This is a genomic window from Streptomyces curacoi (assembly GCF_001513975.1).
GTDB lineage: Bacteria > Actinomycetota > Actinomycetes > Streptomycetales > Streptomycetaceae > Streptomyces > Streptomyces curacoi.
In genome coordinates this window covers 157,302-181,019 of record NZ_KQ947994.1, presented here as the reverse complement: position 1 = coordinate 181,019, position 23,718 = coordinate 157,302, and the positions used below count along the sequence as shown (strand labels likewise).

General features: G+C 71.6%; 18 protein-coding genes. 7 read left to right on the top strand and 11 right to left on the bottom strand.

Going from position 1 to position 23,718, the window contains the following annotated elements:
* Nucleotides 1-119 precede the first annotated feature (119 nt).
* From AQI70_RS32250 to iolC, 9 genes are all read right to left on the bottom strand, one after another.
* Complete coding sequence (locus tag AQI70_RS32250) at nucleotides 120-1,664, bottom strand: vWA domain-containing protein (RefSeq protein WP_062156053.1); 1,545 nt, start codon at nucleotides 1,662-1,664, stop codon at nucleotides 120-122.
* Nucleotides 1,665-1,811: 147 nt separating this feature from the next.
* Entirely contained in the window at nucleotides 1,812-2,678 is an 867-nt protein-coding gene (locus AQI70_RS32245; RefSeq protein ID WP_062155987.1) for an ABC transporter permease, read from the bottom strand.
* Nucleotides 2,675-5,329 (bottom strand): CocE/NonD family hydrolase, encoded by a 2,655-nt coding sequence (locus AQI70_RS32240; RefSeq protein WP_062155986.1) that lies wholly within the window; start codon nucleotides 5,327-5,329, stop codon nucleotides 2,675-2,677. The genes AQI70_RS32245 and AQI70_RS32240 overlap by 4 nt, the downstream gene beginning before the upstream one ends.
* 130 nt (nucleotides 5,330-5,459) lie before the next feature.
* Nucleotides 5,460-6,848 (bottom strand): APC family permease, encoded by a 1,389-nt coding sequence (locus AQI70_RS32235; RefSeq protein ID WP_062155985.1) that lies wholly within the window; start codon nucleotides 6,846-6,848, stop codon nucleotides 5,460-5,462.
* A gap of 193 nt (nucleotides 6,849-7,041) precedes the next feature.
* Complete coding sequence (gene mmsA / locus AQI70_RS32230; protein WP_062155984.1) at nucleotides 7,042-8,544, bottom strand: CoA-acylating methylmalonate-semialdehyde dehydrogenase; 1,503 nt, start codon at nucleotides 8,542-8,544, stop codon at nucleotides 7,042-7,044.
* Nucleotides 8,545-8,558: 14 nt separating this feature from the next.
* The gene (gene iolD, locus AQI70_RS32225; RefSeq protein ID WP_062155983.1) at nucleotides 8,559-10,451 is read right to left on the bottom strand and encodes a 3D-(3,5/4)-trihydroxycyclohexane-1,2-dione acylhydrolase (decyclizing); all 1,893 of its coding nucleotides are present in this window, start codon (nucleotides 10,449-10,451) and stop codon (nucleotides 8,559-8,561) included.
* A 73-nt stretch (nucleotides 10,452-10,524) separates the two neighbouring features.
* Nucleotides 10,525-10,863, bottom strand: a complete 339-nt coding sequence (locus AQI70_RS37985; protein WP_425264647.1) for a 5-deoxy-glucuronate isomerase — start codon at nucleotides 10,861-10,863, stop codon at nucleotides 10,525-10,527.
* A gap of 7 nt (nucleotides 10,864-10,870) precedes the next feature.
* Complete coding sequence (locus AQI70_RS32220) at nucleotides 10,871-11,752, bottom strand: Cgl0159 family (beta/alpha)8-fold protein (protein ID WP_062155982.1); 882 nt, start codon at nucleotides 11,750-11,752, stop codon at nucleotides 10,871-10,873.
* Nucleotides 11,749-12,699 carry a 5-dehydro-2-deoxygluconokinase gene (gene iolC / locus AQI70_RS32215; RefSeq protein WP_062155981.1) on the bottom strand — a complete coding sequence of 317 codons (951 nt, stop codon included), beginning with the start codon at nucleotides 12,697-12,699 and terminating at the stop codon, nucleotides 11,749-11,751. Before iolC ends, AQI70_RS32220 begins: the two co-directional genes overlap by 4 nt.
* 124 nt (nucleotides 12,700-12,823) lie before the next feature.
* Here iolC and AQI70_RS32210 point away from each other — a divergent pair, with 124 nt between their 5' ends.
* The 4 genes from AQI70_RS32210 to AQI70_RS32195 all read left to right on the top strand — a co-directional run bounded on the left by AQI70_RS32210 (nucleotide 12,824) and on the right by AQI70_RS32195 (nucleotide 16,305).
* Nucleotides 12,824-13,741: a sugar phosphate isomerase/epimerase family protein gene (locus AQI70_RS32210; RefSeq protein WP_037888725.1), complete on the top strand. Its 918-nt coding sequence runs from the start codon at nucleotides 12,824-12,826 to the stop codon at nucleotides 13,739-13,741.
* A 106-nt stretch (nucleotides 13,742-13,847) separates the two neighbouring features.
* The gene (locus tag AQI70_RS32205) at nucleotides 13,848-14,783 is read left to right on the top strand and encodes a helix-turn-helix domain-containing protein (protein WP_079051560.1); all 936 of its coding nucleotides are present in this window, start codon (nucleotides 13,848-13,850) and stop codon (nucleotides 14,781-14,783) included.
* Between the two features lie 674 nt (nucleotides 14,784-15,457).
* Nucleotides 15,458-15,658, top strand: a complete 201-nt coding sequence (locus AQI70_RS32200) for a helix-turn-helix transcriptional regulator (protein WP_062155980.1) — start codon at nucleotides 15,458-15,460, stop codon at nucleotides 15,656-15,658.
* Between the two features lie 53 nt (nucleotides 15,659-15,711).
* Entirely contained in the window at nucleotides 15,712-16,305 is a 594-nt protein-coding gene (locus tag AQI70_RS32195) for a GNAT family N-acetyltransferase (RefSeq protein WP_062155979.1), read from the top strand.
* Here AQI70_RS32195 and AQI70_RS32190 read toward each other — a convergent pair.
* Both AQI70_RS32190 and AQI70_RS32185 read right to left on the bottom strand, forming a co-directional pair.
* On the bottom strand, nucleotides 16,286-17,329 hold the full coding sequence (locus AQI70_RS32190; RefSeq protein WP_062155978.1) for a zinc-dependent alcohol dehydrogenase family protein: 1,044 nt from the start codon (nucleotides 17,327-17,329) through the stop codon (nucleotides 16,286-16,288). The genes AQI70_RS32195 and AQI70_RS32190 overlap by 20 nt on opposite strands.
* 104 nt (nucleotides 17,330-17,433) lie before the next feature.
* Nucleotides 17,434-19,659 (bottom strand): MMPL family transporter, encoded by a 2,226-nt coding sequence (locus AQI70_RS32185; protein WP_062155977.1) that lies wholly within the window; start codon nucleotides 19,657-19,659, stop codon nucleotides 17,434-17,436.
* A gap of 161 nt (nucleotides 19,660-19,820) precedes the next feature.
* Between AQI70_RS32185 and AQI70_RS32180 the strand changes: the two genes are divergently transcribed.
* The 3 genes from AQI70_RS32180 (at nucleotide 19,821) to AQI70_RS32170 (ending at nucleotide 23,260) form a co-directional block, all read left to right on the top strand.
* Nucleotides 19,821-20,471 (top strand): TetR family transcriptional regulator, encoded by a 651-nt coding sequence (locus AQI70_RS32180; RefSeq protein ID WP_062155976.1) that lies wholly within the window; start codon nucleotides 19,821-19,823, stop codon nucleotides 20,469-20,471.
* A gap of 132 nt (nucleotides 20,472-20,603) precedes the next feature.
* Nucleotides 20,604-20,843 (top strand): heavy-metal-associated domain-containing protein, encoded by a 240-nt coding sequence (locus AQI70_RS32175; RefSeq protein WP_037888722.1) that lies wholly within the window; start codon nucleotides 20,604-20,606, stop codon nucleotides 20,841-20,843.
* An 8-nt stretch (nucleotides 20,844-20,851) separates the two neighbouring features.
* Nucleotides 20,852-23,260, top strand: a complete 2,409-nt coding sequence (locus AQI70_RS32170) for a heavy metal translocating P-type ATPase (RefSeq protein WP_062155975.1) — start codon at nucleotides 20,852-20,854, stop codon at nucleotides 23,258-23,260.
* The last annotated feature ends 458 nt before the right edge of the window (nucleotides 23,261-23,718 follow it).

Below are 23,718 nucleotides of genomic sequence, written 5' to 3'. Positions count from 1 at the left end.
GTTCAGGGCCGAAGCGGGGGTCCAGGGGGCGGCAGCCCCCTGGTGGGGTCGAAGGGGCGGAGCCCCTGGAGGTGGGACGGGTAGGGGCGGCGGGGGCGAGGAAAGGCCGGGGGCCGGCGTCAGGCTGACAGGCGGTCGGCCCAGCCGATGGCCTCGGCCAGCTGCCACACCTCCCGGTCCTCCGTCTCCTTCGCCAGGTCCTCGGCGATCTCCTGGAGGTCGTCGAGGGCCGGGGCACCGGGCAGGGAGTTCCAGCGGTCGTCCCCGTCGCGCAGGGCGTCGGCGAAGTAGGCGGCGGTCGCCGCCACCTGCAACCGCGGCGAGGCGTCGTCCAGGGAGTCGTGCAGGGCGTCGGCCTCCAGGCGCCCCGACTCCTCGTGCGGCGCACGCGTCTTCGGGTCGAGCCAGCGGACGCTCGCCGTGGCCAGATGCCCCTCGGCGCCGGGCCTGGTGCGGACGGCGTAGAGGGCGGTGACGGTGTGGCCGGGGCCGATCTCGCCACCGTCGACGCTGTCGTCGCGGAAGTCCTCGTCGGCGACCTGCCGGTTGTCGTAGCCGATGAGGCGGAAGTCGGAGACCGTCGCCGGATCGAAGGCGACCTGGGCCTTCGCGTCACGGGCGGTCAGGTCGATGTTGCGGGGAAGGTCGTCGCAGAAGACCTTCCGGGCGTCGTCGGCGTCGGAGACGTACGCCGTGTGGCCGTCGCCCTTGTCGGCCAGGCGCTCCATCAGGGCGTCGCCGTAGTCGCTGCCGACGCCCACGCCGAAGAGGGTGATCCCGTGTTCGCGGCGTTCGGAGGAGATGCGTTCGAGGATGGTGTCCGCGTCGGTGTCGCCCGTGTTGGCCAGGGCGTCGGAGACCAGGACGACGCGGTTGGTGGCGCCCTCGCGGAGGCCTTCCACGGCCGTTTCGTAGCCGGTCTCCACGCCCGCTGCGAGGTTGGTGGAGTCGGTGGGCTCCAGGCTGTCGATCGCGTCGTGGACGTCCTCGCGGTTGCCGTCGAGGCGGGTCATCGGCAGGACCGTCTCGGCCTCGTCGCTGAAGGTGACGATGGCCACCGAGTCGTCGTCGCGCAGCCGGTTCGTCATGACGCCGAGGGAGTCCTTGGCGAGGTCGAGGCGGCCCGGTTCGGCCATGGAGCCGGAGATGTCGATGACGAAGGTGAGGGCGGCGGGCGGACGCTCGCCGGCGTCGGGGGCGGGGCGGGTGGCCAGGCCCACGCGGACCAGGGACCAGTCCTCGCGGTCGGTGCGGGCGCCGTCGACGGTGACCGTGAAGCCGTTGCCGTCGGGGCGGTCGTAGTCCTGGCGGAAGCTGTTGACGAACTCCTCGGGGCGGACCGTCGACGGGTCGGGCAGCCGGCCCTCGTCGAGGGTGCGGCGGGCGTACCCGTAGGAGGCGGTGTCGACGTCGAGGGCGAAGGTGGAGAGGTGGTCGGGGGCGGGCGCGAACTCGCGGGAGTCGGAGTCGCCGGTGCCGCCCTGCTCGCCCGTTCCGCCGCCGTGCCGGGAGTCGGGGGCCGGGAAGCGGTCGCCGTTCTTGCCGCCGTCCGCGGTGCTGCTGCCCTGGCTCTCCCCGCCGCTGCATCCGGTGAGCAGCAGGCCGCCCGCCGCGGTGAGTGCGAGGAGGGCGGCGCTCAGCCGTCGTGTGCGGTACCGCTCCATCATCCGTTCCCCCTGGGTCCGTTGACGTCGACTTCTGTGACTGTGACGGGCCAGGGGGCCGGAACGTGCGCTACGGAGCGTTGCGGATGAGTCTCGAAGAGGGCACGAAGGCCGCTTGCCGAGACCGGTGGGTGATCCTCCGTTGACCTACGACACGATGTCCTTGCGGGCGAAACCGCGGAAGGCCAGGGCGAACAGCACGACGGCGTACGTTACCGACAGCGACGTGCCCTGGATCATGTCGGACCACTCCAGTTGTGGCCGTACGGCGTCGAGCCAGGCGTACTGCCAGTGCGCGGGCAGGAAGTGGCGCCAGTCGCCGAGGGCGGTCACCTCGTCGAGGACGTTGCCGATGATGGTCAGGAACACCGCGCCGCCGACCGCGCCGAGCGGTGCGTCCGTCCGGGTCGACAGCCAGAACGCGAGGGCCGCGGTGACCAGTTGGGACACCATGATGTACGCCACGACGATCAGCAGGCGCTGAGCCGCCGTACCGGTGTCCAGGGCGCCGCCGGTGGGCAACTGGAGCGGGCCCCAGCCGTAGGCCGCCGTGCCGACGGCGAGGGCGACCACCGGGAGCAGGACGAGCGCGGCCAGGCTGAGGCTCAGTCCGACGGCGAGCTTGGACCACAGCAGCCGGCCCCGGGGCACGGGCGCCGCGAGCAGATAGCGCAGGGACGACCAGCTCGCCTCCGAGGCGACCGTGTCCCCGCAGAACAGCGCCACGGGGATGACGAGCAGGAAGCCCGCGGAGGCGAACAGGTTGACGGCCGCGAAGTTGGCCCCGGACACGGTGGCCGTGTCCATGAGGTTCATGCGGTCGTTGGCCTCGCCCGGCTCGCCGCCCACCTGGAAGGCGACGAGCAGCACGATCGGCAGGGCGAACAGGATGCCGCCCATGACGAGCGTGCGGCGCCGCTTCAGCTGCCGGACCAGCTCGACCCGGAAGGGCAGGGTGCGGCCCGCGCGGTAGCCGTCGGCGACCTCGACGGGCGGCTCGGCGAGCTTGCTCATGCTTCGGCTCCGATCAGGGTGAGGAAGGCGTCCTCCAGGCGGCGGTGCGGGCCGACCGACTGCACGGGCACGTCCAGTCGTACGAGTTCGGCGACCAGGCGCTGCGGGGTGCCGTCGGCGTCGAGCTGGACCAGCAGGCCCTCGTCGGCGCGTACGGCCGAGGCGACGCCCGGCAGGGCGGCGACCTTCTCGACGACGGGCTCGTCCACGGGCGTGGCCGTGCCCACCAGGAGGGTGTCGCCCGAGCCGACGATGTCCTCGACCGGGCCCGCCTGGACGAGCTGCCCGTGGTCCATGACCACCAGGTGGGTGCAGGTCTGCTCGACCTCCGCGAGGAGGTGGCTGGAGACGATGACCGTGCGCCCGGCGGCGGCGTAGCGGATCATCACCTCGCGCATCTCGCGGATCTGGGGCGGGTCGAGGCCGTTGGTCGGTTCGTCGAGGATGAGCAGGTCCGGCAGGCCGAGCATGGCCTGGGCGATGGCGAGGCGCTGGCGCATGCCCTGGGAGTAGGTGCGCACCGCCCGGGCGAGCGCGTCGCCGAGCCCCGCGATCTGCAGGGCCTCGTCCATGTGGGCGTCCTCGGGCGGGCGCCCGGTGGCGCGCCAGTACAGCTCCAGGTTCTCCCGGCCGGACAGGTGCGGCAGGAAGCCCGCGCCCTCGACGAAGGCGCCGACGCGGGAGAGCACGGGGGCGCCCGGCGCGATGGCGTGGCCGAAGACGCGGATCTCGCCGCCGTCCGGCTTGATCAGGCCCATCAGCATGCGCAGGGTCGTGGTCTTGCCCGCGCCGTTCGGACCGAGCAGACCGAGCACCTGGCCCTTCTCCACCCGGAAGGACAGGTCCTTGACGGCGTAACGGTCGGCGGACTTCGCGTAGCGCTTGCTCAGGTCCGTGATCTGGAGCGGCACTTCGGCAAGGGCGGGGTCGGGGGCGGCGGGTGCCGCCGTACGGCGCCGTCCGGTCACCACCAGCGCGAGCGCGACCAGCGCGCCGGCGAGCGGCAGCCACCACACCCAGGCGGGCAGCGACGGCGGTGCGTTCGTGTCACCGAGCGCCGTCGGCACCTTGAGGTCGCCCTTCAGGGAGACGGTGTACGTCGCGGGGGCCGTCGGGGAGGCGTAGCCGAGGTCGGTGGAGGCGAGGACCAGGCGCAGGCGGTGGCCGTCGTCGATCTCGTGGTCGATCGCCGGGAGGGTGATCGTGACGTCCTTGCCGGCCTTCGCGCCCTCGACCCTGAGGGGCTCGATCAGCTGCGAGGGCAGCACCTGGCCGGTCGCGCCGCCCGGGCCGACGTCGTACAGCTTGGCGAAGAGCACGGCGTCGTCGCTCGTGGCCTTCACATGGACGGTGACCTTCGGCGACCCGGTGATCTGGAGGTCGTCCCGGACGAGGGCCGACTCGAACGCGGCGTACTGTCCCGGGAAGTCGAGGGACACACCGACCCCGAGCGAGGACAGCTGGGCGAGGCCCCCGGCGTTGCCCAGGCCGGGCAGCGCGGACACGGCGGGCGGGTTGGCGCCGGCCGGGTTGGCGAAGCTCTGCTCCCGCCCGGTGAGGGCGATCGAGCGCTGGTCGCCCTCCAGGCCGGGGTACTTGTCCGCGCTGACACCGCTCAGCCGGGGTTCGCCGTCCCCGGTGCCGGTGCCGAGGGTGCGGGTGACGCGGAACGCGGAGCCGGTGTCGGCGCTCTTGTCGTCCTTGAGGTAGCGGTCGAACCAGGACCGCACGCGCTCCTGGATCCGGCCCGTCTCCATGTCGCCGCCGTCATGGCCGCCCGCGATCCAGTCGACATCGACGGGCGCCCCGTTGGCGCGGATCGCCTTCGCGGCGGCGTCGGCCTGGTCCAGCGGGAACAGGGAGTCGGACTGGCCCTGCACCAGCAGCGTGGGCACCTTGATGCGGTCGCCGACCGCGGACGGCGAGCGCTCCTCCAGCATGGCGCGGGCCTGCGCGTCCGGGGTGCCGGACTCGGCGACCCGGTCGTACATCGCGCAGATCTGCTTCTCGAACCTGCCGCAGCCGCCGCCGGTGTTGACGAAGATGCCGGCCCAGAGCTTCTTGAACACGCCGTTCGGGAACAGGGCGTCGGCGAGGTTCCAGTACGTGATCGCCGGGGCGATGGCGTCCACCCGGTCGTCGTACCCGGCGGCGAGCAGGGCGATGGCTCCGCCGTAGGAGCCGCCCGCCATGCCGACCCGCGGGTCACCGGCCTTGTCGAGCTCGACCTGGGGCTGCTTCGCCAGCCAGTCGAGCAGCTTGGAGACGTCGGCGACCTCGCCCTTCGGGTCGTTCAGCCCGATCTTGCCGGTCGACCTGCCGAAGCCGCGGGCCGACCAGGTCAGGACGGCGTAACCGTCCCGGGCGAGGTCCTCGGCCTGCTGGCGGACGTCGTTCTTGCTGCCGCCGAAGCCGTGTCCCAGCAGGACGGCCGGCCGGCGTCCCGAGGTGCCGGAGGTGAAGTACGAGGTGTCGATGCGTACCCCGTCGCCCATGTCCACGACCCGGTCGGCGCGCCGTACCGAAGGCGCGTCGTCGTCGGCGACGGCCGTCCATGTTCCGGCACCGGCGATGACGACGACAGCGGCCGCGGCGGCCATGAGCCGCCGCGGCCTCCGTAGCCCACCCAGTCCGGGCAGTCGAAGATTCATGCGTCAACGGTACGGGGCCAACCTGTCGGCAAGTTATCGACCGAAGGCCGAATCCCGGCCCCTTCCGTGGAGGTACAGGGCCGCTCTCGTGTACCGCGTTCGTGGTACGGCGGGCGCCCCTGCGGGGCGCTCACGCCTCCGGGATCGACACCAGCCAGCGGGTTTCCCTGCGGGGGCGCAGGTACAGCGCCCAGTACAGGGTCGCCACCGCCGTGATGCCGCCCGTCCACAGCAGGTGTCCCGTCTCCTGCTGGCTGAGGATGTACACGAGGACCACGATCAGCAGGACCGGCATCGCGGGCCACAGCGGCATCCGCCAGGCCGGCGTGTGCTGGTGGGCGCCGCGGCGGGCCAGCAGCGCGGCGATCGCGACGAGGAGGTACATGCCGGTCACCGAGACGCCCGTGACGCCGTACAGGGTGTCGAGGTCGACGAAGCACAGGGCGGCGCCGGGCACGCCCACCGCCAGGGTCGCGACCCACGGGGAGCCGAAGCGGCCGAGCTTGGCGAGGACGTGGTTCACCGGCTCGGGCCAGGCCTTGTCACGGGCCGAGGCGAACAGGACGCGGGAGTTCTGGATGACCATGACGATGCCCGCGTTGATGATCGCGAGGGCCACGCAGAGGCTGACGAAGGTGCCGACGGCGGAGTTGGACCAGGCGGTGACCATGGTGCTCAGATCGCCGCCGGTCAGTGCCTCGATGTCCGATGCGCCCAGAGTGATGGCGACGACCGGGACCAGGATGATCGCGGCGGAGATGCCGAGGGTGGCCAGGACCGTGCGGGCGACGTTGCGGCGGGGGTTCTCCATCTCCTCGGAGAGGTAGACGGCGGTCGAGAAGCCCTGGGTGACGAAGAGGGCGATCGCGAGCCCGGAGACGATCAGGATGGCCGTCACCGTGTCGGTGCCGCCGTCGGCGCCGGCCACCCGCATCGACAGCAGGCTGTCGGGGCCGCGCTCGGCGTGGGCGAAGCCCAGCACCGCCACCACGGCCGCGGCGACGACCTCCAGGACCAGGAAGACGCCGGTGATCCAGGCGTTGGCGCGCAGGTCGAGCAGGCCGGCGAGGGTGGCGAGCAGCATGACCCCGGCGGCGGTCATGGACGGGTCGAGGTCGGCGATCGGGGCGAGGTAGTCGGCCGTGCCCATCGCGATCACCGGCGGGACGACCATGACGACCAGGAGTGACAGTACGAAGACCAGCCAGCCCGCCAGCCGGCCGGCCAGCGTGGACACCATCGCGTACTCGCCGCCCGCGCTGGGGATGAGGGTGCCCAGCTCCGAGTAGCAGAACGCCACGGCGATGCAGAGGAGCGAGCCGATGGCGATCGTGAGCGCGGTGGCCGTGCCGAGCGAGCCGAACAGGTCGGGGACGACCACGAAGAGGGTCGAGGCGGGCGTCACGCAGGAGATGGTCAGCAGGGTGCCGCCGACGACCCCGATGGAGCGCTTGAGCTTCTGGGGGCTGTCGGGCGCCTCGACGACGGCGGTCTCGACAGGGCGGAGCGTGTCGGTCATACGGCGGTTCCGATCGACTCGGGCAGCGGATTGGCTGCATGGAACCCCGACGAAAACCGTCACGTCAATGTCTGTTTACCTACGGAATCCGTAGCTACGGAGTGCTCTGGCTGATCATCTGAGCATCACAGGTCAGTCAGAAGAGGTTTCTTGGCGCCCTACGGGAACCGCAGGGCGCCGAGCGAAAAAACCCTCAGTGGTTGCGCGGGAAGCCCAGGTCGACGCCGGACGGGGCGTCGGCCGGGTCGGGCCAGCGGGTGGTGACGACCTTGCCGCGGGTGTAGAAGTGCGTGCCGTCGTTGCCGTAGATGTGGTGGTCGCCGAAGAGGGAGTCCTTCCAGCCGCCGAAGCTGTGGTAGCCGACGGGGACCGGGATCGGGACGTTCACGCCGACCATGCCGGCCTCGATCTCCAGCTGGAAGCGGCGGGCGGCGCCGCCGTCCCGGGTGAAGATCGCGGTGCCGTTGCCGAACGGCGAGGCGTTGATGAGAGCCACGCCCTCCTCGTACGTCTCGGCGCGCAGCACGCACAGGACCGGGCCGAAGATCTCGTCCTGGTAGGCCTTCGCGCTGGTCGGCACCTTGTCCAGCAGCGAGATGCCGATCCAGTGGCCGTCCTCGAAGCCCTCGACCGTGTAGCCGGTGCCGTCCAGGACCACCTCGGCGCCCTCGGCCGCGGCGCCCGTCACGTAGGAGGCCACCTTGTCGCGGTGCGCGGCGGTGATCAGGGGGCCCATCTCGGAGGTCGGGTCGTTGCCGGGCCCGATCTTGATCTTCTCGGCGCGCTCGCGGATCTTCTCCACCAGCTCGTCGCCGATCGAGCCGACCGCGACGACGGCGGAGATGGCCATGCAGCGCTCGCCCGCGGAGCCGTACGCCGCTGAGACGGCCGCGTCCGCCGCCGCGTCCAGGTCGGCGTCCGGCAGGACCAGCATGTGGTTCTTGGCGCCGCCGAGAGCCTGGACGCGCTTGCCGTTGGCGGAGGCGGTGGTGTGGATGTAGCGGGCGATCGGGGTCGAGCCGACGAAGGAGACGGCCTTGACGTCCGGGTGCTCCAGGAGGCGGTCGACGGCCACCTTGTCGCCGTGGACGACGTTGAAGACGCCGTCCGGCAGACCCGCCTCGGCGAGCAGCTCGGCGATCTTCAGCGATGCCGACGGGTCCTTCTCCGACGGCTTCAGCACGAAGGTGTTGCCGCACGCGATGGCGATGGGGAACATCCACATCGGCACCATCGCCGGGAAGTTGAACGGCGTGATGCCCGCGACGACACCGAGCGGCTGCCGGATCGAGGCCACGTCGACACGGCTCGCGACCTGCGTGGACAGCTCGCCCTTCAGCTGCACGTTGATACCGCACGCGAGGTCGACGATCTCCAGACCGCGCGCCACCTCACCGAGGGCGTCGGAGTGCACCTTGCCGTGCTCGGCGGTGATCAGCCCGGCGATCTCGTCGCGGTGGGCGTCCAGCAGCGCCCGGAACTTGAACAGGATCGAGGTCCGCTGGGCCAGCGAGGACTGGCCCCAGGTCACGAAGGCCTCCTTGGCGGCCGCGACCGCCGCGTCCACCTCGTCCACCGTGGCGAACGCGACCTTCGTGGTGACCGCGCCGGTGGCCGGGTCGGTGACCGGCCCGAACGTGCCCGACGCGCCTTCGACGGTCTTGCCGCCGATCCAGTGGTTGACGATCTTCGTCATGCCCAGTTACTCCTTCACAGATGGCGGCGTCGGGTCGAGACGTGCCGTTCGTACAGCTCACGTGCCTTGACCGCCGACGGCCGTGTCGCGGTCTCGGCCACAGGAACATCCCACCAGGCCTGCGCGGGCGGCGCGCCCGACACTGTGTCTGCCGTTTCGGTCTCGACGTAGACACATGTGGGAGTGTCGGCCGCGCGGGCCTCGGCGAGCGCCTCGCGCAGGTCCCGTACGGTCTTCGCGCGCAGCACCCGCATCCCGAGGCTCGCGGCGTTGGCGGCGAGATCCACCGGCAGCGGCGCGCCGGTGTGCGTACCGTCGTCCGACGGGAACCGGTACGCCGTGCCGAACCGCTCGCCGCCCACCGTCTCCGACAGGCCACCGATGGACGCGTACCCGTGGTTCTGCACGAGTACCACCTTGATCGCGACGCCCTCCTGCACGGCGGTCACGAGCTCCGTCGGCATCATCAGATAGGTGCCGTCACCGACCAGCGCCCACACGGGCCGGTCCGGGGCCGCCAGCTTCACGCCGATCGCGGCCGGGATCTCGTAGCCCATGCAGGAGTAGCCGTACTCCACGTGGTACTGGTCGCGCGAGCGCGCCCGCCACAGCTTGTGCAGATCGCCGGGGAGGGAGCCGGCCGCGTTGATGATCACGTCCGACTCGTCGACGATCGCGTCCAGCGCGCCCAGCACCTGCGGCTGCGTCGGCCGTACGTCCGGCTCGTCGGCCTCGTAGCAGGCGTCGACGCGCTGCTCCCAGCGCTCCTTGTCCTCGGTGTACTCGGTGACGTACGACGGCGCGACCCGGTGTTGGTGCATCTCCAGCCTCTCGGTCAGCTCCTCCAGGCCGGTGCGGGCGTCCGCGATCAGCGGCATCCCGGCGAGCTTGTGGCCGTCGAAGGGCGCGATGTTGAGGTTGAGGAAGCGGACGCCCGCGCCGGCGAAGAGGGTGCCGGAGGCGGTGGTGAAGTCGGTGTAGCGGGTGCCGACGCCGATCACCAGGTCGGCGGTGCGGGCGAGTTCGTCGGCGGTGGCGGTGCCGGTGTGGCCGACTCCGCCGACGTCCTGGGGGTGGTCCCAGCGCAGGGAGCCCTTGCCGGCCTGGGTGGCGGCGACCGGGATGCGGGTGACCTCCGCGAACTCCGCGAGGGCCGCCTCGGCGCGGCTGTGGTGGACGCCGCCGCCCGCGACGACCAGGGGCCTCTTCGCTGCCCGGATCGCCCGCACGGCCTCGGCGAGTTCGGTCGGGTCGGCGCCCGGGCGGCGGACCACCCAGGTGCGCTCGGCGAAGAAGTCGTCGGGCCAGTCGTAGGCCTCGGCCTGCACGTCCTGCGGAAGCGCCAGCGTCACGGCGCCGGTCTCGACGGGGTCCGTCAGCACCCGCATGGCGTTGAGGGCGGAGGGGATCAGGGCCTGCGGCCGGGTGATCCGGTCGAAGTACTTCGACACCGGGCGCAGACAGTCGTTGACCGAGACATCGCCGGCGTACGGCACCTCCAGCTGCTGGAGGACCGGGTCGGCGGGGCGGGTGGCGAAGATGTCGCCGGGGAGGAGCAGCACCGGGAGGTGGTTGACGGTGGCGAGGGCGGCGCCGGTGACGAGGTTGGTGGCGCCCGGGCCGATGGAGGTGGTCACCGCATGGGTGGACAGGCGGTTCGACTGCCTGGCGTAACCGACCGCCGCGTGCACCATCGCCTGTTCGTTGCGGCCCTGGTGGTACGGCATGACGTCGGCGTGCTCGATGAGCGCCTGGCCGATCCCGGCCACGTTGCCATGGCCGAAGATGCCCCAGGTGGCGCCGATCAGGCGCTGCCGTACGCCGTCGCGCTCGGTGTACTGGGCGGACAGGAAGCGGACGAGCGCCTGCGCGACCGTGAGCCTCGTCGTCGAGGTCTGCACCGTCATCGGTAACCCTCCGTACGGTCCGGCTGGAAACAGATCCGCCACTCCCGAGTCTCCCCCGGGCCGGGCATCACGTTCAGGGGGATCTCCGCCGGCTGGGATTCCTCGCCGGGCGGACGACGGGGGTACCCCCGCGCGAGTTTGTTCGAGCGTGGGGGCGTGTGCGGGTGCCGCTGCCACGCTGTTCGACGGGGACCTCCGGCGCGGGGCCGTAGCGGGCGGGGAGTCTTCGCTCGCACTTCGCTCCTGCCAAAGCAAAGCGGCCACCCGCGCCGGAGGCGATCTGAGCCCGGGCGTCCCGGGGAACGTACGCGAAGTCGGTGACTCCACTGAATACGTTTTCCCGGCCCAGGAGTTGGAACTCTTCGTTCCCGTTGTCGTGCTGGACGTGAACTGTGCGTCCGTTGCTGGTCATACGGCCCTCACAGCAGTCCTACGGCGGTGTCGACAGCGGCGGCCACGTCCCCGTCCGCCGGATAGAGCAACGAGCGGCCCACCACCAGGCCCCGCACGGTGGGCAGCTGGAGCGCGCCCCGCCACTTCTCGTACGCCCCGTCCTGGTCGTCCCCGACCTCGCCGCCGAGCAGCACGGCGGGCAGCGTGGAGGTCGCCATGACCTCGGCCATGTCGTCGGGGTTGTCGGTGACCGGCACCTTCAGCCAGGTGTAGGCCGACGTACCGCCCAGACCGGAGGCGATGGCGATGGACTTGGTGACGGCCTCGGCGGACAGGTCGTTGCCGACCTTGCCCTCGGGGGTGCGGTGGCTGAGGAACGGCTCGACGAAGACGGGGAGTTGCCGCGCCGCCATCTCGTCGATGGCGCGGGCGGTGGACTCCATGGTGGTGAGGGAGCCCGGGTCGTCGTAGTCGATACGAAGGAGCAGCTTGCCGGCGTCGAAGCCGAGGCGCTGGATGTCCTCGGGGCGGTGGCCGGTGAAGCGGTCGTCGAGTTCGAAGCCGGCGCCCTGGAGGCCGCCGCGGTTCATCGAGCCCATGACGACCTTGCCGTCGAGAGCCCCGAGGAGGAGCAGGTCGTCGAGGATGTCGGCGGTGGCGAGGACGCCGTCGACGCCGGGGCGGGACAGCGCCAGGCAGAGGCGTTCGAGGAGGTCGGCGCGGTTGGCCATGGCCATCTTGCGGTCGCCGACGCCGAGCGCGCCGCGGGCCGGGTGGTCGGCGGCGACGATCATCAGCCGGCCGGAGTCGCCGAGGAGGGGCCGGCGCTCGCGCCGGGCGGCGGCCTCCGCGATCGCCTCGGGGCGCAGGGTGCGCAGGCGGACGAGTTCCGCGATGTCGACGGTCACTTGACGGCCCCCGCGGCGATCGCGGCGTCGATCTCGTCCGGCGTCGGCATGGCGGAGGAGCACTCCAGGCGGGAGGCGACGATGGCGCCGGCGGCGTTGGCGTGCCGCATGATCTTCTCCAGGTCCCAGCCGGCGAGCAGGCCGTGGCAGAGGGAGCCGCCGAAGGCGTCACCGGCGCCGAGGCCGTTGAGGACGTTCACCGGGAGGGGCGGGACCTCGGCCTGGTCGCCCTTGCTGTTGACGGCGAGGACGCCCTTCGGGCCCTGCTTGACGACCGCGATCTCGACACCGGCGTCCAGGAGCGCGCGGGCGGCTTCGTGCGGGTCGCGGACGCCGGTCGCGACCTCCACCTCGTCGAGGTTGCCGACGGCGACGGTGGCGTGCTTGAGGGCCTCGGCGTAGAAGGGGCGGGCCGCGGCCGGGTCCTTCCAGAACATGGGGCGCCAGTCGAGGTCGAAGACCGTCGTGCCGGCCTTCGCGCGATGGGCGAGGGCCGCGAGCGTCGCCGTACGGCTCGGCTCCTCGCTCAGACCGGTGCCGGTGATCCAGAAGATACGGGCGTCGCGGATGGCGTCGAGGTCGAGCTCGTGGGCGTCGATCTCCAGGTCGGGGGCCTTGGGCTGCCGGTAGAAGTACAGCGGGAAATCGTCCGGCGGGAAGACCTCGCAGAAGGTGACCGGGGTGGGCAGGCCCGGGACAGGGGTGACCCAGCGGTCGTCGACGCCGAAGCCCTGGAGGGCCTCGTGGAGGTAGGCGCCGAAGGGGTCGTCGCCGGTGCGGGTGATCACCGCGGTGCGCCGTCCCAGCCGGGCCGCGGCGACCGCGACGTTCGTCGCCGAGCCGCCGAGGAACTTGCCGAAGGACGTGACCTGCGGCAGCGGGACGCCGGTCTGCAGCGGGTAGAGGTCCACTCCGATCCGCCCCATGGTGATCAGGTCGTGCGCCATCGCGTTCCCTTCGTATCGGCTCTCCCGGCTTTGTAGTCCGCCGCACGCGGCCCTGTCAATGTTTTGTCCAGACATTCGGACCAGACCTTGACAGCGCTTGCCGTGCGCGCTGAAGCTGACCGCCATGGCGTCGTTGTCACCTCAGTCCTCACTGTCCCGCATCCGCATCGGGTCGGCTCCCGACTCGTGGGGTGTGTGGTTCCCCGACGATCCTCAGCAGGTCCCCTGGCAGCGCTTCCTCGACGAGGTCGCCGAGTCCGGTTACGAGTGGATCGAGCTGGGGCCGTACGGGTATCTGCCGACCGATCCCGCCGTCCTCACCGAGGAGACCTCGCGGCGTGGCCTGAAGGTGTCCGCGGGCACGGTCTTCACCGGGCTGCACCATGGCGAGGCGGTGTGGGAGAAGACGTGGGCGCACGTCGCGGACAACGCGGTGCTCGCGCAGGCGATGGGGGCGAAGCACCTGGTCGTCATCCCGTCCTTCTGGCGGGACGACAAGACCGGCGAGGTGCTGGAGCCGGACACCCTGACGCCGGAGCAGTGGCGGAATCTGACCTCGCTCACCGAGCGGCTGGGCAGCCGGGTGCGGGAGGAGTACGGGCTCCGGATCGTCGTCCACCCGCATGCCGACACGCACATCGACAGCGAGGAGAACGTCGTCCGGTTCCTCGACGGCACGGACTCCGACCTGGTGTCGCTGTGCCTGGACACCGGGCACTACGCGTACTGCGGCGGGGACAGCGTCAAGCTGATCGAGACGTACGGCGAGCGCATCGGGTACCTGCATCTGAAGCAGGTCGATCCCGAGATCTTGGCCGACGTGCGGGCCAAGGGGACGCCGTTCGGGCCGGCCGTGGCGCAGGGAGTGATGTGCGAGCCGCCGGGCGGCGTGCCTGCGCTGGGGCCGGTGCTGGAGGCCGCGGGGAAGCTGGATGTGGAGCTGTTCGCGATTGTCGAGCAGGACATGTATCCCTGCGCACCGGACGCTCCGCTGCCGATTGCGCGGCGGACGCGGGCGTTTCTGCGAAGCTGCGGGGCGTGACGGGCGCCTACTCGTCTGCCGGGTTCTCCTGTTCCGCGGGTGCGGGTCGTGTGTGGCTTGGCACGCAGTTCCCCGCGCCCCTTGGGGGGCGTTGCACCATGGGTGGATGACAAGTGCCGTGCGTGTTCGGTCGGGGCAAGGGCCCAGCGGCTCCTGGGAGACCGCCCTCGCCCTTCCCCATCCGCGGCTCCGGCCCGGCGTGATCAGTTACCGCGGGATGCGGCTTGCGCTGGATCGGCCGCGGCGGCGGCTGGAGGCGCCGATCGGGGCGGCGACGCTGCTGCTGGGGTTCGATCAGCCCATACGGATCTCGCGTGCGGGTCGGCCGACCGACACCCTCGTCTCCGTCTACTGCGGGCCCACGACCACCCCCGCCGTCGGGGAGCACAGTGGTCGACTGGCCGGGATCGAGGTGCTGTTGATGCCCTGGGCGGCGTTCACGCTGTTCGGGACGCCGCAGCACGAACTCGCCAATCGCACCGTCGACCCCGACGACCTGCCGCACTCCCTCCACACCCGCATCGGTGAACTCGCCGCCGCCCTGGCCGCGTTACCGACCTGGGCGGACCGGTTCGGGCTGCTCGACGACGTGTTCGCGCGGTGGTCGGACGCCGGTACGCCGTGTTCGGCCCGGGTGGTGCGGGCCTGGGCGGAGCTGGTGCGCACGGGAGGCGCCATGCCGGTACGGCGGCTCGCCGACGAGGTGGGGTGGAGCGTACGGCACCTGGAGAACCGTTTCCGGGAGCAGATCGGGCTGGGGCCGAAGGCGGCGGCCCGCGTACTGCGGCTGCAACGGGCGCGCAGGCTGCTCGCGGCGGGGCGGGGGCAGGCCGAGACGGCGGCGGCGTGCGGGTTCTACGACCAGGCGCATCTGAGCGGCGAGTTCAAGGCGATGACGGGGTTTACTCCGCGGGAGTTCACGGCGGCGCGACGGGCACCGGTCGGGACGCCGGCGTCGGACCGGCTGGCGGGTGAGGCGACGAGTCTCGTCCTCGCCTCCGACCGCAGTGCGCTTTTCTCCAAGACCCGCGAGCTTGGCTGAATGCAGTCTGTGGCCCGCGGCAACTGAGCCGCGGCAGGCGGGGGAACTGGTGGGCCGGGCCCGGCGCAGCGGGTCCGGCCCACCGTCTGCCGACGACTTGGGCCTTCGGCTGGTGGCGGTGGGGATCCCGGCTGATTGCGGTGGGGCTCCCGGCTGGTGGCGGTCGGCGGGTGGCTGGTGTGGGCAGCGGCAGGACTGGCCAGCGGTCGGCGTACGGTTGGTCTGCGGTCGGCGTGCGGCCGGTGTGGCCAACGGTCGGCGTCGGACCGGTGCGGCCAACAGCCGGCGTCCGGCCCAGCCGGCCAGCGCTCAGTACTCGGCGCTCGGCGCTCGGCACTCGGCACTCGGCACTCGGCACTCGGCGCTCGGCGGTGATGGTCGGCACTCGGCACTCGGCGCTCGGCGCTCGGCGGTGATGGTCGGCGCACGATGGTCAACGCGCCGCGCCCTTGTGACCGCGTGCGTCTTTGCCGCACCTGTGTCACAAAGTCACCTTTCCTGTCACACATGTCGCATGTACGCCGCTCCTGCGTCACACCCGGCGCACAGGCCCTGCCCCCTGCTCACTCTGCGTCGTTCACGGAGCACAGGCTGTGTGATCGCCAGCGCAGCGCGCGGTACCCCCGACGACCGCTCCCGGTCGCCACCGCGGCGCGCGCAGGGAGGTGCAACTGATGACCGACCGAGAGCTCTGGTCGTACAAGGAGATCGCGGCGCACATCAAGGTGCAGCCGGACACCGTGCGGTCGTACCGCAAGCACGGGCTGCTGCCCCCGCCCGACCAGGTGGAGGGCGGCAAGCCCTTCTGGTATCCCGACACCGTCCGGGCCTGGGTGGCGTCCCGTCCGGGGAATCGGGGGCGCAGGCCGGAGTGACCTCCCGGGAAAACCACCTGTGCCCCGCCGGTCGTGTGGGGCACAGTCGCTCCATGAGCGACTTCTCCGTCAAACCCACTCTCACCGGCGACAAGACCGTGCTCCGGCCGTTCACCGCGGCCGACGCCGACCTGATGTGGGAGATCATCGAGGACCCCGAGGTCGAGCGCTTCACCTACGCCCCGGACAACGAACTCACCCTGGAGCGGGTGCGTTCCTGGTACGCCTCGCTGTCCGACCGGCCCGACCGCCTCGACCTCGCCGTCACCGACCGGGTCACCGGTGAACTGGTCGGCGAGGTCGTCCTGTACGAGTGGGAGCGGCATGCCCGCAGCTGCACCTTCCGCACGCTGATCGGCCCGCGCGGCCGTGACCGCGGTATAGGCACCGAGGCCACCCGGCTCATCGTCGGCTACGGCTTCGAGCAACTCGGACTGCACCGGATCCAGTTGGAGGCCTACCGCCACAACCACCGGGCCCTGCGCGTGTACGAGAAGGTCGGGTTCGTGACAGAAGGGATCCGCAGGGAGGCCCAGTCGAGGGACGGTGAGTGGCTGGACGAGGTGATCATGGCTATCCTCGACCGCGAGTGGGCAATCCATCACGGCCGCCCCGACCCCACCACTCTCACCTCCACGGCTCGATGACCGTCACCCCCGCCCCCGGCGCCGTCCCCATCGCCTCCAGCGCGGCCGGCACCGCGTCCAGCCCGATCGTCGACGTCACCAGCAGATCCGGCCGCAGCACACCCGCCCGTACCAGCTCCAGCATCGGCGGGTAGGTGTGCGCCGCCATGCCGTGGCTGCCGAGGAGTTCGAGCTCCAGGGCGATCGCGCGGGCCATGGGGACCGGGGTGGTGCCGGAGGCAGAGGGCAGCAGGCCGACCTGGATGTGCCGGCCGCGGCGGCGCAGGCTGTCGACGGAGGCGGCGCAGGTGGCGGGGGAACCCAGGGCGTCCAGGGAGAGGTGGGCGCCGCCGCCGGTCAGCTGGTGGATCGCCGCCGCGGTGTCCGGTGTGCTCGACGCGTCCACGCACTCCGCCGCCCCGAACTTCCGCGCCAGCCCCAGGGCCTGCGGTGAGACGTCCACCGCGACGACCCGCGCGCCCGACGCCGCCGCGATCATCACCGCCGACAGACCCACCCCGCCGCAGCCGTGCACCGCGACCCACTCCCCCGCGGCCACCCTGCCCTGCTGCACCACCGCCCGGAACGCCGTGGCGAACCGGCAGCCGAGCGAGGCCGCCGTCGCGAAGGACATCTCCTCGGGTACGGCGACGAGATTGACGTCGGCGTGGTCCAGCGCCACGTACTGGGCGAAGGAGCCCCAGTGGGTGAAGCCGGGCTGGGTCTGGCGTTCGCACACCTGCTGGTCGCCCGCCGCGCACGCCCCGCAGCTGCCGCAGGCGCACACGAACGGAACGGTGACCCGGTCCCCGGGACGCCAGCCGGTCACCCGGTCGCCCACGGCCTCGACGACACCGGCGAGTTCATGGCCCGGTACATGCGGCAGCGCGATGTCCGGGTCGTGGCCCTGCCAGCCGTGCCAGTCGCTGCGGCACAGCCCCGTCGCCTCGACGCGCACCGTCACTCCGTCAGGGGTGGGGTGCGGGTCGGGCACCTCACGCACCTCGGCCGCTTCCCCGTACCGCTCGAACACCACAGCCCGCATCCCCGTCTCCTTTCGGCCGCGCCCCTTGCACGGAGATCATCGCGAACGCTAGACGCTCCGCCGGCGTCGCTGCAGGGCACCCCCGTCCGCTCGGCCGGCCGGGGTCAGCCGTGCGCGCTCACCTTGTCCCGCTCCCGCGCGGGCTCGGTCGCCGGGGCCGCCGTCGGCTCCCCCTCGCTCAGCCCGAACCGCTCGTGGAAGCGCCTCAGCGCCCCTGGTGCCCACCAGGTCGCCCGCCCCGTGAGCCGCATGACCGCCGGGACCAGGAGGCTGCGGACGATCATCGCGTCCATCAGCACCGCCAGGGCGATGCCGAGGCCGAGCATCTTGGTGTTGGTCACCCGGGAGGTGCCTATCGCGACCATCACCACCGCGAGGATGACGGCGGCCGCGGTGATCAGCCCGCCCGTGCGCTGAAGGCCGTGCAGAACCGCCTGGTCGTGGTCGCCCGTCTCGTCGTACTCCTCCTTGATCCGGGACAGCAGGAACACGCCGTAGTCCATGGACAGGCCGAAGGCGACGCAGAACATCAGCACCGGCAGGGTCGTCTCGATCGAGCCGGGGCTGGTGAAGCCGAGCAGCCCGGACAGATGGCCGTCCTGGAAGACCCAGACCACCGCGCCGAACATCGCCGTCAGGCTGAGCGCGTTGAGCACCACCGCCTGGACGGGGATCAGCACGCTGCCCGTCAGCAGGAACACCAGCAGCAGGGTGACGACGGCGATGAACGCGGCCGCCAGAGGCAGGCGTTCGGCTATCGCGTCCTTGGAGTCGACCAGGACCGCCGCGGCTCCGGTCACCTTGGTGTCGAACGGTGCCTGTGTGGCGCGCAGTTCGTCCACCAGCCGCTGGGCCGGGTCGTCCACCGCCTCGCCCTTCGGCAGCACCGTGAAGTAGGCCGACTCGCCCTTCACCAGAGGTCCGTCGACCCGCAGCACCTCCGGCAGACCGGCGATCCGCTCCTTGTACGCGGCGTACTGCGCCGGTGTCGCCCGTCCCTCGGCGAGCACCTCCAGACCGCCGCCGGGGCTGCCGGGGAAGCCGTCGCGGATGTGCTGCTGCACGACATGGGACTCGGCGCTCGACGGCAGCTGGCGGTCGTCGGCGGTGCCGAACTTCACGCCCAGGAAGGGCAGTCCGAGCAGGACCAGGACGGCGGTGGTGCCCAGTGCGAAGAAGGGGGCGCGGCGCATGACGAGGTTCGCCGTGCGGGTCCAGGCTCCGCCCGTCGCCGTACCGGTTGCCTGACCGGACGCCTCGGGCCGTCCGCGCCTGAGCAGCCGGCGCAGGTCCAGGGAGTCGACCCGGTGGCCGAGCAGGACCAGTGCCGCCGGGAGCAGGATCAGCGCGGCCGCCGCGGCCAGCAGCACCACCGCGATCCCGGCGTAGGCGAAGGAGCGCAGGAAGTACTGCGGGAAGAGCAGCATCGCCGCCAGGGACACCGCGACCGTGAGGGCGGAGAAGAGGACGGTGCGCCCGGCCGTGCGCAGGGTGGTGCCGACCGCCGTCAAGGGCTCGGCCCCGGCGGCGAGCTCCTCGCGGAAGCGGCGGACGATGAACAGGGCGTAGTCGATGGCCAGGCCCAGCCCCAGGGCTGTCGTGAGGTTCATCGCGAAGACCGAGACATCGGTGAACTCGGTCAGGCCCCGCAACACCGCGTTGGTGCCGAGGATCGCGACGATGCCGATACCGAGCGGCAGCAGGGCGGCGACCGCGCTGCCGAAGACCATCACCAGCAGCACCAGGGTGACCGGCAGGGCGATCACCTCTGCACGGAGCAGGTCCTCCTGGATGATCGTCTGCATCTCGTGCCGCACGGCGACCGGACCGCCGACGCTCACCTCCACCGGGCCGTGCGCGCCCCGGAACTCGGGGGCGATACGGTCCAGGGTCTCCCCCGCCTCTTTCTCCTCGCCCGTGATGCGGGCGGCGATCAGCGCCTCATGGCCGTCCTCCGCGCGCAGGGCGGGCGAGGGCGACTGCCAGTAGGAGCCGACTCCGGTGACGCCCTTCTCGGCGGCCAGGCGGGCGGCGAGGCGCCGGGCCTCGGCGGCGACCCCGGGATCGTCCACGGAGGCGCTGCCCGCGTCCACGAGGAGCAGGAGGTTGGGCTGGGAGGCGGGGAACTCGCGCTCCAGCGCCCTGGTCGCATAGGTCGACTCGGCGTCCGGGTCCTCCCAGCCGCCGCTGCCCAGCCGGTCGGCGACCCCGCTGCCGGCCAGCACGGCGAGCGCGGTGAGCACCAAGGCCACGAGCAGGGACAACCGAGGCCGGGCCGTGACGAAGCGGGTCCAGCCTCGGACGCGGGGCGGCCTGTTGACTTCGGTCATTGTGCGGTGTCCCCTTCACCCTGATCCATGCTGTGTGCAGCCAGGCAGCATGGAGCCGTCACTGCCATAGACTGGCAAACACGAGAGATCGCTCGCGTTTCTCCAGAATGCGAGCGACCGCTCGCGTTTGTCAATCGCGTTCGGAGAACTGGGGATAACGCGTGTCCGCCAACCAGGAGAAGGAACAGCCGCGCCGCCGTCAGGCCCGCGGCGAGCGCCGTATCGCCCAGCTGCTCGAGGCCGCGGCCACCGTCTTCACCACCACGGGCTACACGGCGGCCAGCACCAACGCCATCGCCCGCGAGGCGGGCGTCTCACCGGGCACGCTGTACCAGTTCTTCCCCAACAAGGAGGCGATCGCCATCGAGCTGGGCGACCGGCTCATGCACGAGATGCGCGAGACGTACGGCGAGGCACTCGCCCCGGTCGATCCCGCGACCCCGCTGGAGGAGGCCGTCGGGGCGGCCGTCGACCGGTTCATCGCCTTCAACTGCGAGCACCCGGTGTTCTTCGCGCTGATGCACGGCCCCGACATCCCCGGCCGCATCGCCGAGGAACACGACGCCCTGCACGCGACCCTGCTGTCCCGGATCGAGGGCCTGCTCTCCTCGCTCCTGCCCGACACCGCTCCGGCCGACCTCACCCGGACCGCCCACATGTGCCTGGGGCTGTACAAGGCGGGCCTGGAGCTGGTCCTCGCCCACGAGGCAGCCGAGCGCGACGCCTACATTCAGGAGCTGAAGAACGCCCTGGTGCGCTACCTCGATCCGCTGGTGGGCGCCACGCTCGGCCACCACAAGCCGAGGCCGTGAAGCCGGAAAAGCGCCCCGCGGCGCGTCGCCGCCCCTTGGAGAAATACCCCATAGGGGTATACCGTGGAGAGGGAGGGGCCCCGTGGGTCCCCTCAGCCCCCTCAACCCCACAGCCTCGATGAGGAGAACGACATGACCGCCCAGACCGACAGCCCGGGCTCCGTCACCGCCGTCTACAAGGTGAGCGGAATGAGCTGTGGACACTGCGAGGGAGCCGTTTCCGGCGAGATCTCCGAGCTCCCCGGCGTCAGCTCGGTGAAGGCCGTCGCCTCGACCGGCGAGGTCACCGTGGTCTCCGCGGCACCGCTGGACGAGGAGGCCGTACGCGCGGCCGTCGACGAGGCGGGCTTCGAACTGGTCGGCAAGGCCTGAGTCTGGCCATGCCCCGCACCACGGACCAGCCGCCGATAGCCGGACCGGACGACACCACCGGACCCACCGGACCGGCCGGCACCACCGGCACGGCCGCCACGCCAGACACCAGCGGCACGGCCGCCACCCCAGACACCGCTGCCACGGCCGCCACGCCAGACACGGCTGCCACGCCCGCCACCCGCGAGGTAGAGCTGCTCATCGGCGGTATGACCTGCGCCTCCTGCGCGGCCCGCGTCGAGAAGAAGCTCAACCGTATGGACGGGGTCACCGCCACGGTGAACTTCGCGACGGAGAAGGCGAAGGTCAGCTGTCCGGCGGGCATCGAGGTCGCCGACCTGATCGCCACCGTCGAGAGAACGGGGTACACGGCCGAGGAGCCGGCTCCCCCGGAACCCGAACCCGCGCCCCAGGAAGCACCGGAAGCGGGGGCACCGGGAGCGGGGGCACCGGAAGACCCCGAACTGGCCTCCTACCGCCACCGCTTCACCGTCTCCGCACTGCTCGCCGCCCCGGTCGTCCTGCTGTCGATGATCCCGGCCCTGCAGTTCGACAACTGGCAGTGGCTCGCGCTCACCCTCGCCTCACCGGTGGTCGTCTGGGGCGCGCTGCCCTTCCACCGGGCCGCGTTCACCAACGCCCGGCACGGCGCCGCCACCATGGACACGCTGGTCTCCCTGGGCACACTGGCCGCCTTCGCCTGGTCGCTGTGGGCGCTGTTCTTCGGTGACGCCGGCATGCCCGGCATGCGCCACGACTTCGAGTTCACCGTCGCCCGCGTCGACGGCGCCTCGCAGATCTACCTCGAAGTGGCCTCCGGGGTCGTCGCCTTCATCCTCCTCGGCCGCTATCTGGAGGCGCGCTCCAAGCGCCGTGCGGGGGCGGCGCTGCGCGCCCTGATGCAGCTCGGCGCGAAGGACGTCGCCGTACTGCGCGACGGGCGCGAGGTCCGCGTCCCGGTCGACCGGCTGGCCGTCGGCGACCGGTTCGTCGTACGGCCCGGCGAGAAGATCGCCACCGACGGCACCGTCGTCGAGGGCGCCTCCGCCGTGGACGCCGCCATGCTGACCGGCGAGTCGGTGCCGGTGGACGTGACGGTCGGCGACGCGGTCACCGGTGCGACGGTCAACGCGGGCGGGCGGCTCGTCGTCGAGGCGACCCGGGTCGGCGCCGACACTCAGCTCGCGCGGATGGCGAAGCTGGTGGAGGACGCGCAGAACGGCAAGGCCGAGGTGCAGCGGCTCGCCGACCGGATCTCCGCGGTCTTCGTACCGGCGGTCATCGTCCTCGCGGTCGCCACCTTCGGAGCGTGGCTCGGCGTCACCGACGACACGGTGGCCGCCTTCACCGCGGCCGTCGCGGTGCTGATCATCGCCTGCCCGTGCGCCCTGGGACTGGCCACTCCCACGGCCCTCATGGTCGGCACCGGCCGCGGGGCGCAGCTCGGCATCCTCATCAAGGGCCCCGAGGTGCTGGAGTCCACGCGCCGGGTCGACACCGTCGTCCTGGACAAGACCGGCACGGTCACCACCGGCCGGATGACCCTGCAGCGGGTGTACGCCGCCGCAGGCGTCGACGAGGAGCGGGTGCTGCGGCTCGCGGGCGCCGTGGAGCACGCCTCCGAGCACCCCGTCGCCCGGGCGGTGGCCCTGGGGGCCGAGGAGCGCCTCGGACGGCTGCCGGAGGTCGAAGGGTTCCAGAACGTGCCCGGACGGGGCGTACGGGGGCGTGTGGAGGGCCACGACGTGGTCGTGGGGCGGCTCGCCGAGCACACCGCCGCGCTGCCTACCGAGCTAGTCCGCGCCAGAGAAGAGGCCGAGCGGGACGGTCGTACGGCCGTCGTGGTCGGGTGGGACGGGGCGGCACGCGGTGTCGTCGCCGTCGCGGACGCGGTGAAGGAGACCAGCGCCGAGGCGGTGCGCGAGCTGCGGGCGCTGGGACTCACGCCGGTGCTGCTGACCGGGGACAACCGGGCGGTCGCGCAGGCGGTGGGGCGCGCGGTCGGTATCGATCGGGTGATCGCGGAGGTCCTGCCCGAGGAGAAGGTCGAAGCCGTACGACGGCTGCAGCGCGAGGGCCGGTGCGTCGCCATGGTCGGCGACGGCGTCAACGACGCGGCCGCGCTTGCCACCGCCGATCTGGGTCTTGCCATGGGGACGGGGACGGACGCGGCGATCGAGGCGGGCGATCTGACGCTGGTGCGCGGGGATCTGCGGGTGGCGGCGGACGCGATCCGGCTGTCCCGGAAGACGCTGGGCACCATCAAGGGCAACCTGGTGTGGGCCTTCGGGTACAACGTCGCCGCGTTGCCGCTGGCCGCGGCGGGGTTGCTGAACCCGATGATCGCCGGGGCCGCGATGGCGTTCTCGTCGGTGTTCGTGGTGACCAACAGTCTGCGACTGCGGACTTTCCGGTGAAGTCGGAGTAAGAACCCCTCTAGAGTCCGGCGCCCGGCTCACATAAGCTCTTCACAAGGCTCGCGCATCATCCTTACGCTTGGGTCCCGATCGACGTATCGGGCCTCTTGCGCATCTAACGGACATATGCAAGAGACGCAGATCACAGTGATGTGAAGGTAACCATCGAAGGGGTTCGAAGGTCTAAGTTGACGATGTCAGGCAGCGTCTTGGGGGGCGCTTACTGGCATCTGGGGATGTCTTGGGGGACTTCCTCAGAGTTGCGTTGCCGGGGCACGCACTTCGGGAAGCTTTGAGCGGCCCTCCCGAGCGTGCGCTGTCCCGGCAGACCGCACACCACATCAGTACGGCGAGTTCTGCTCGTTCAGCTCAACAGCGATTCAGGCGCTGTCCTCACAGACGCCCGGCCGGATCCCGTGGGGGGAATCCGCACCGGGACATGGGAAGGCGCCCTGGTC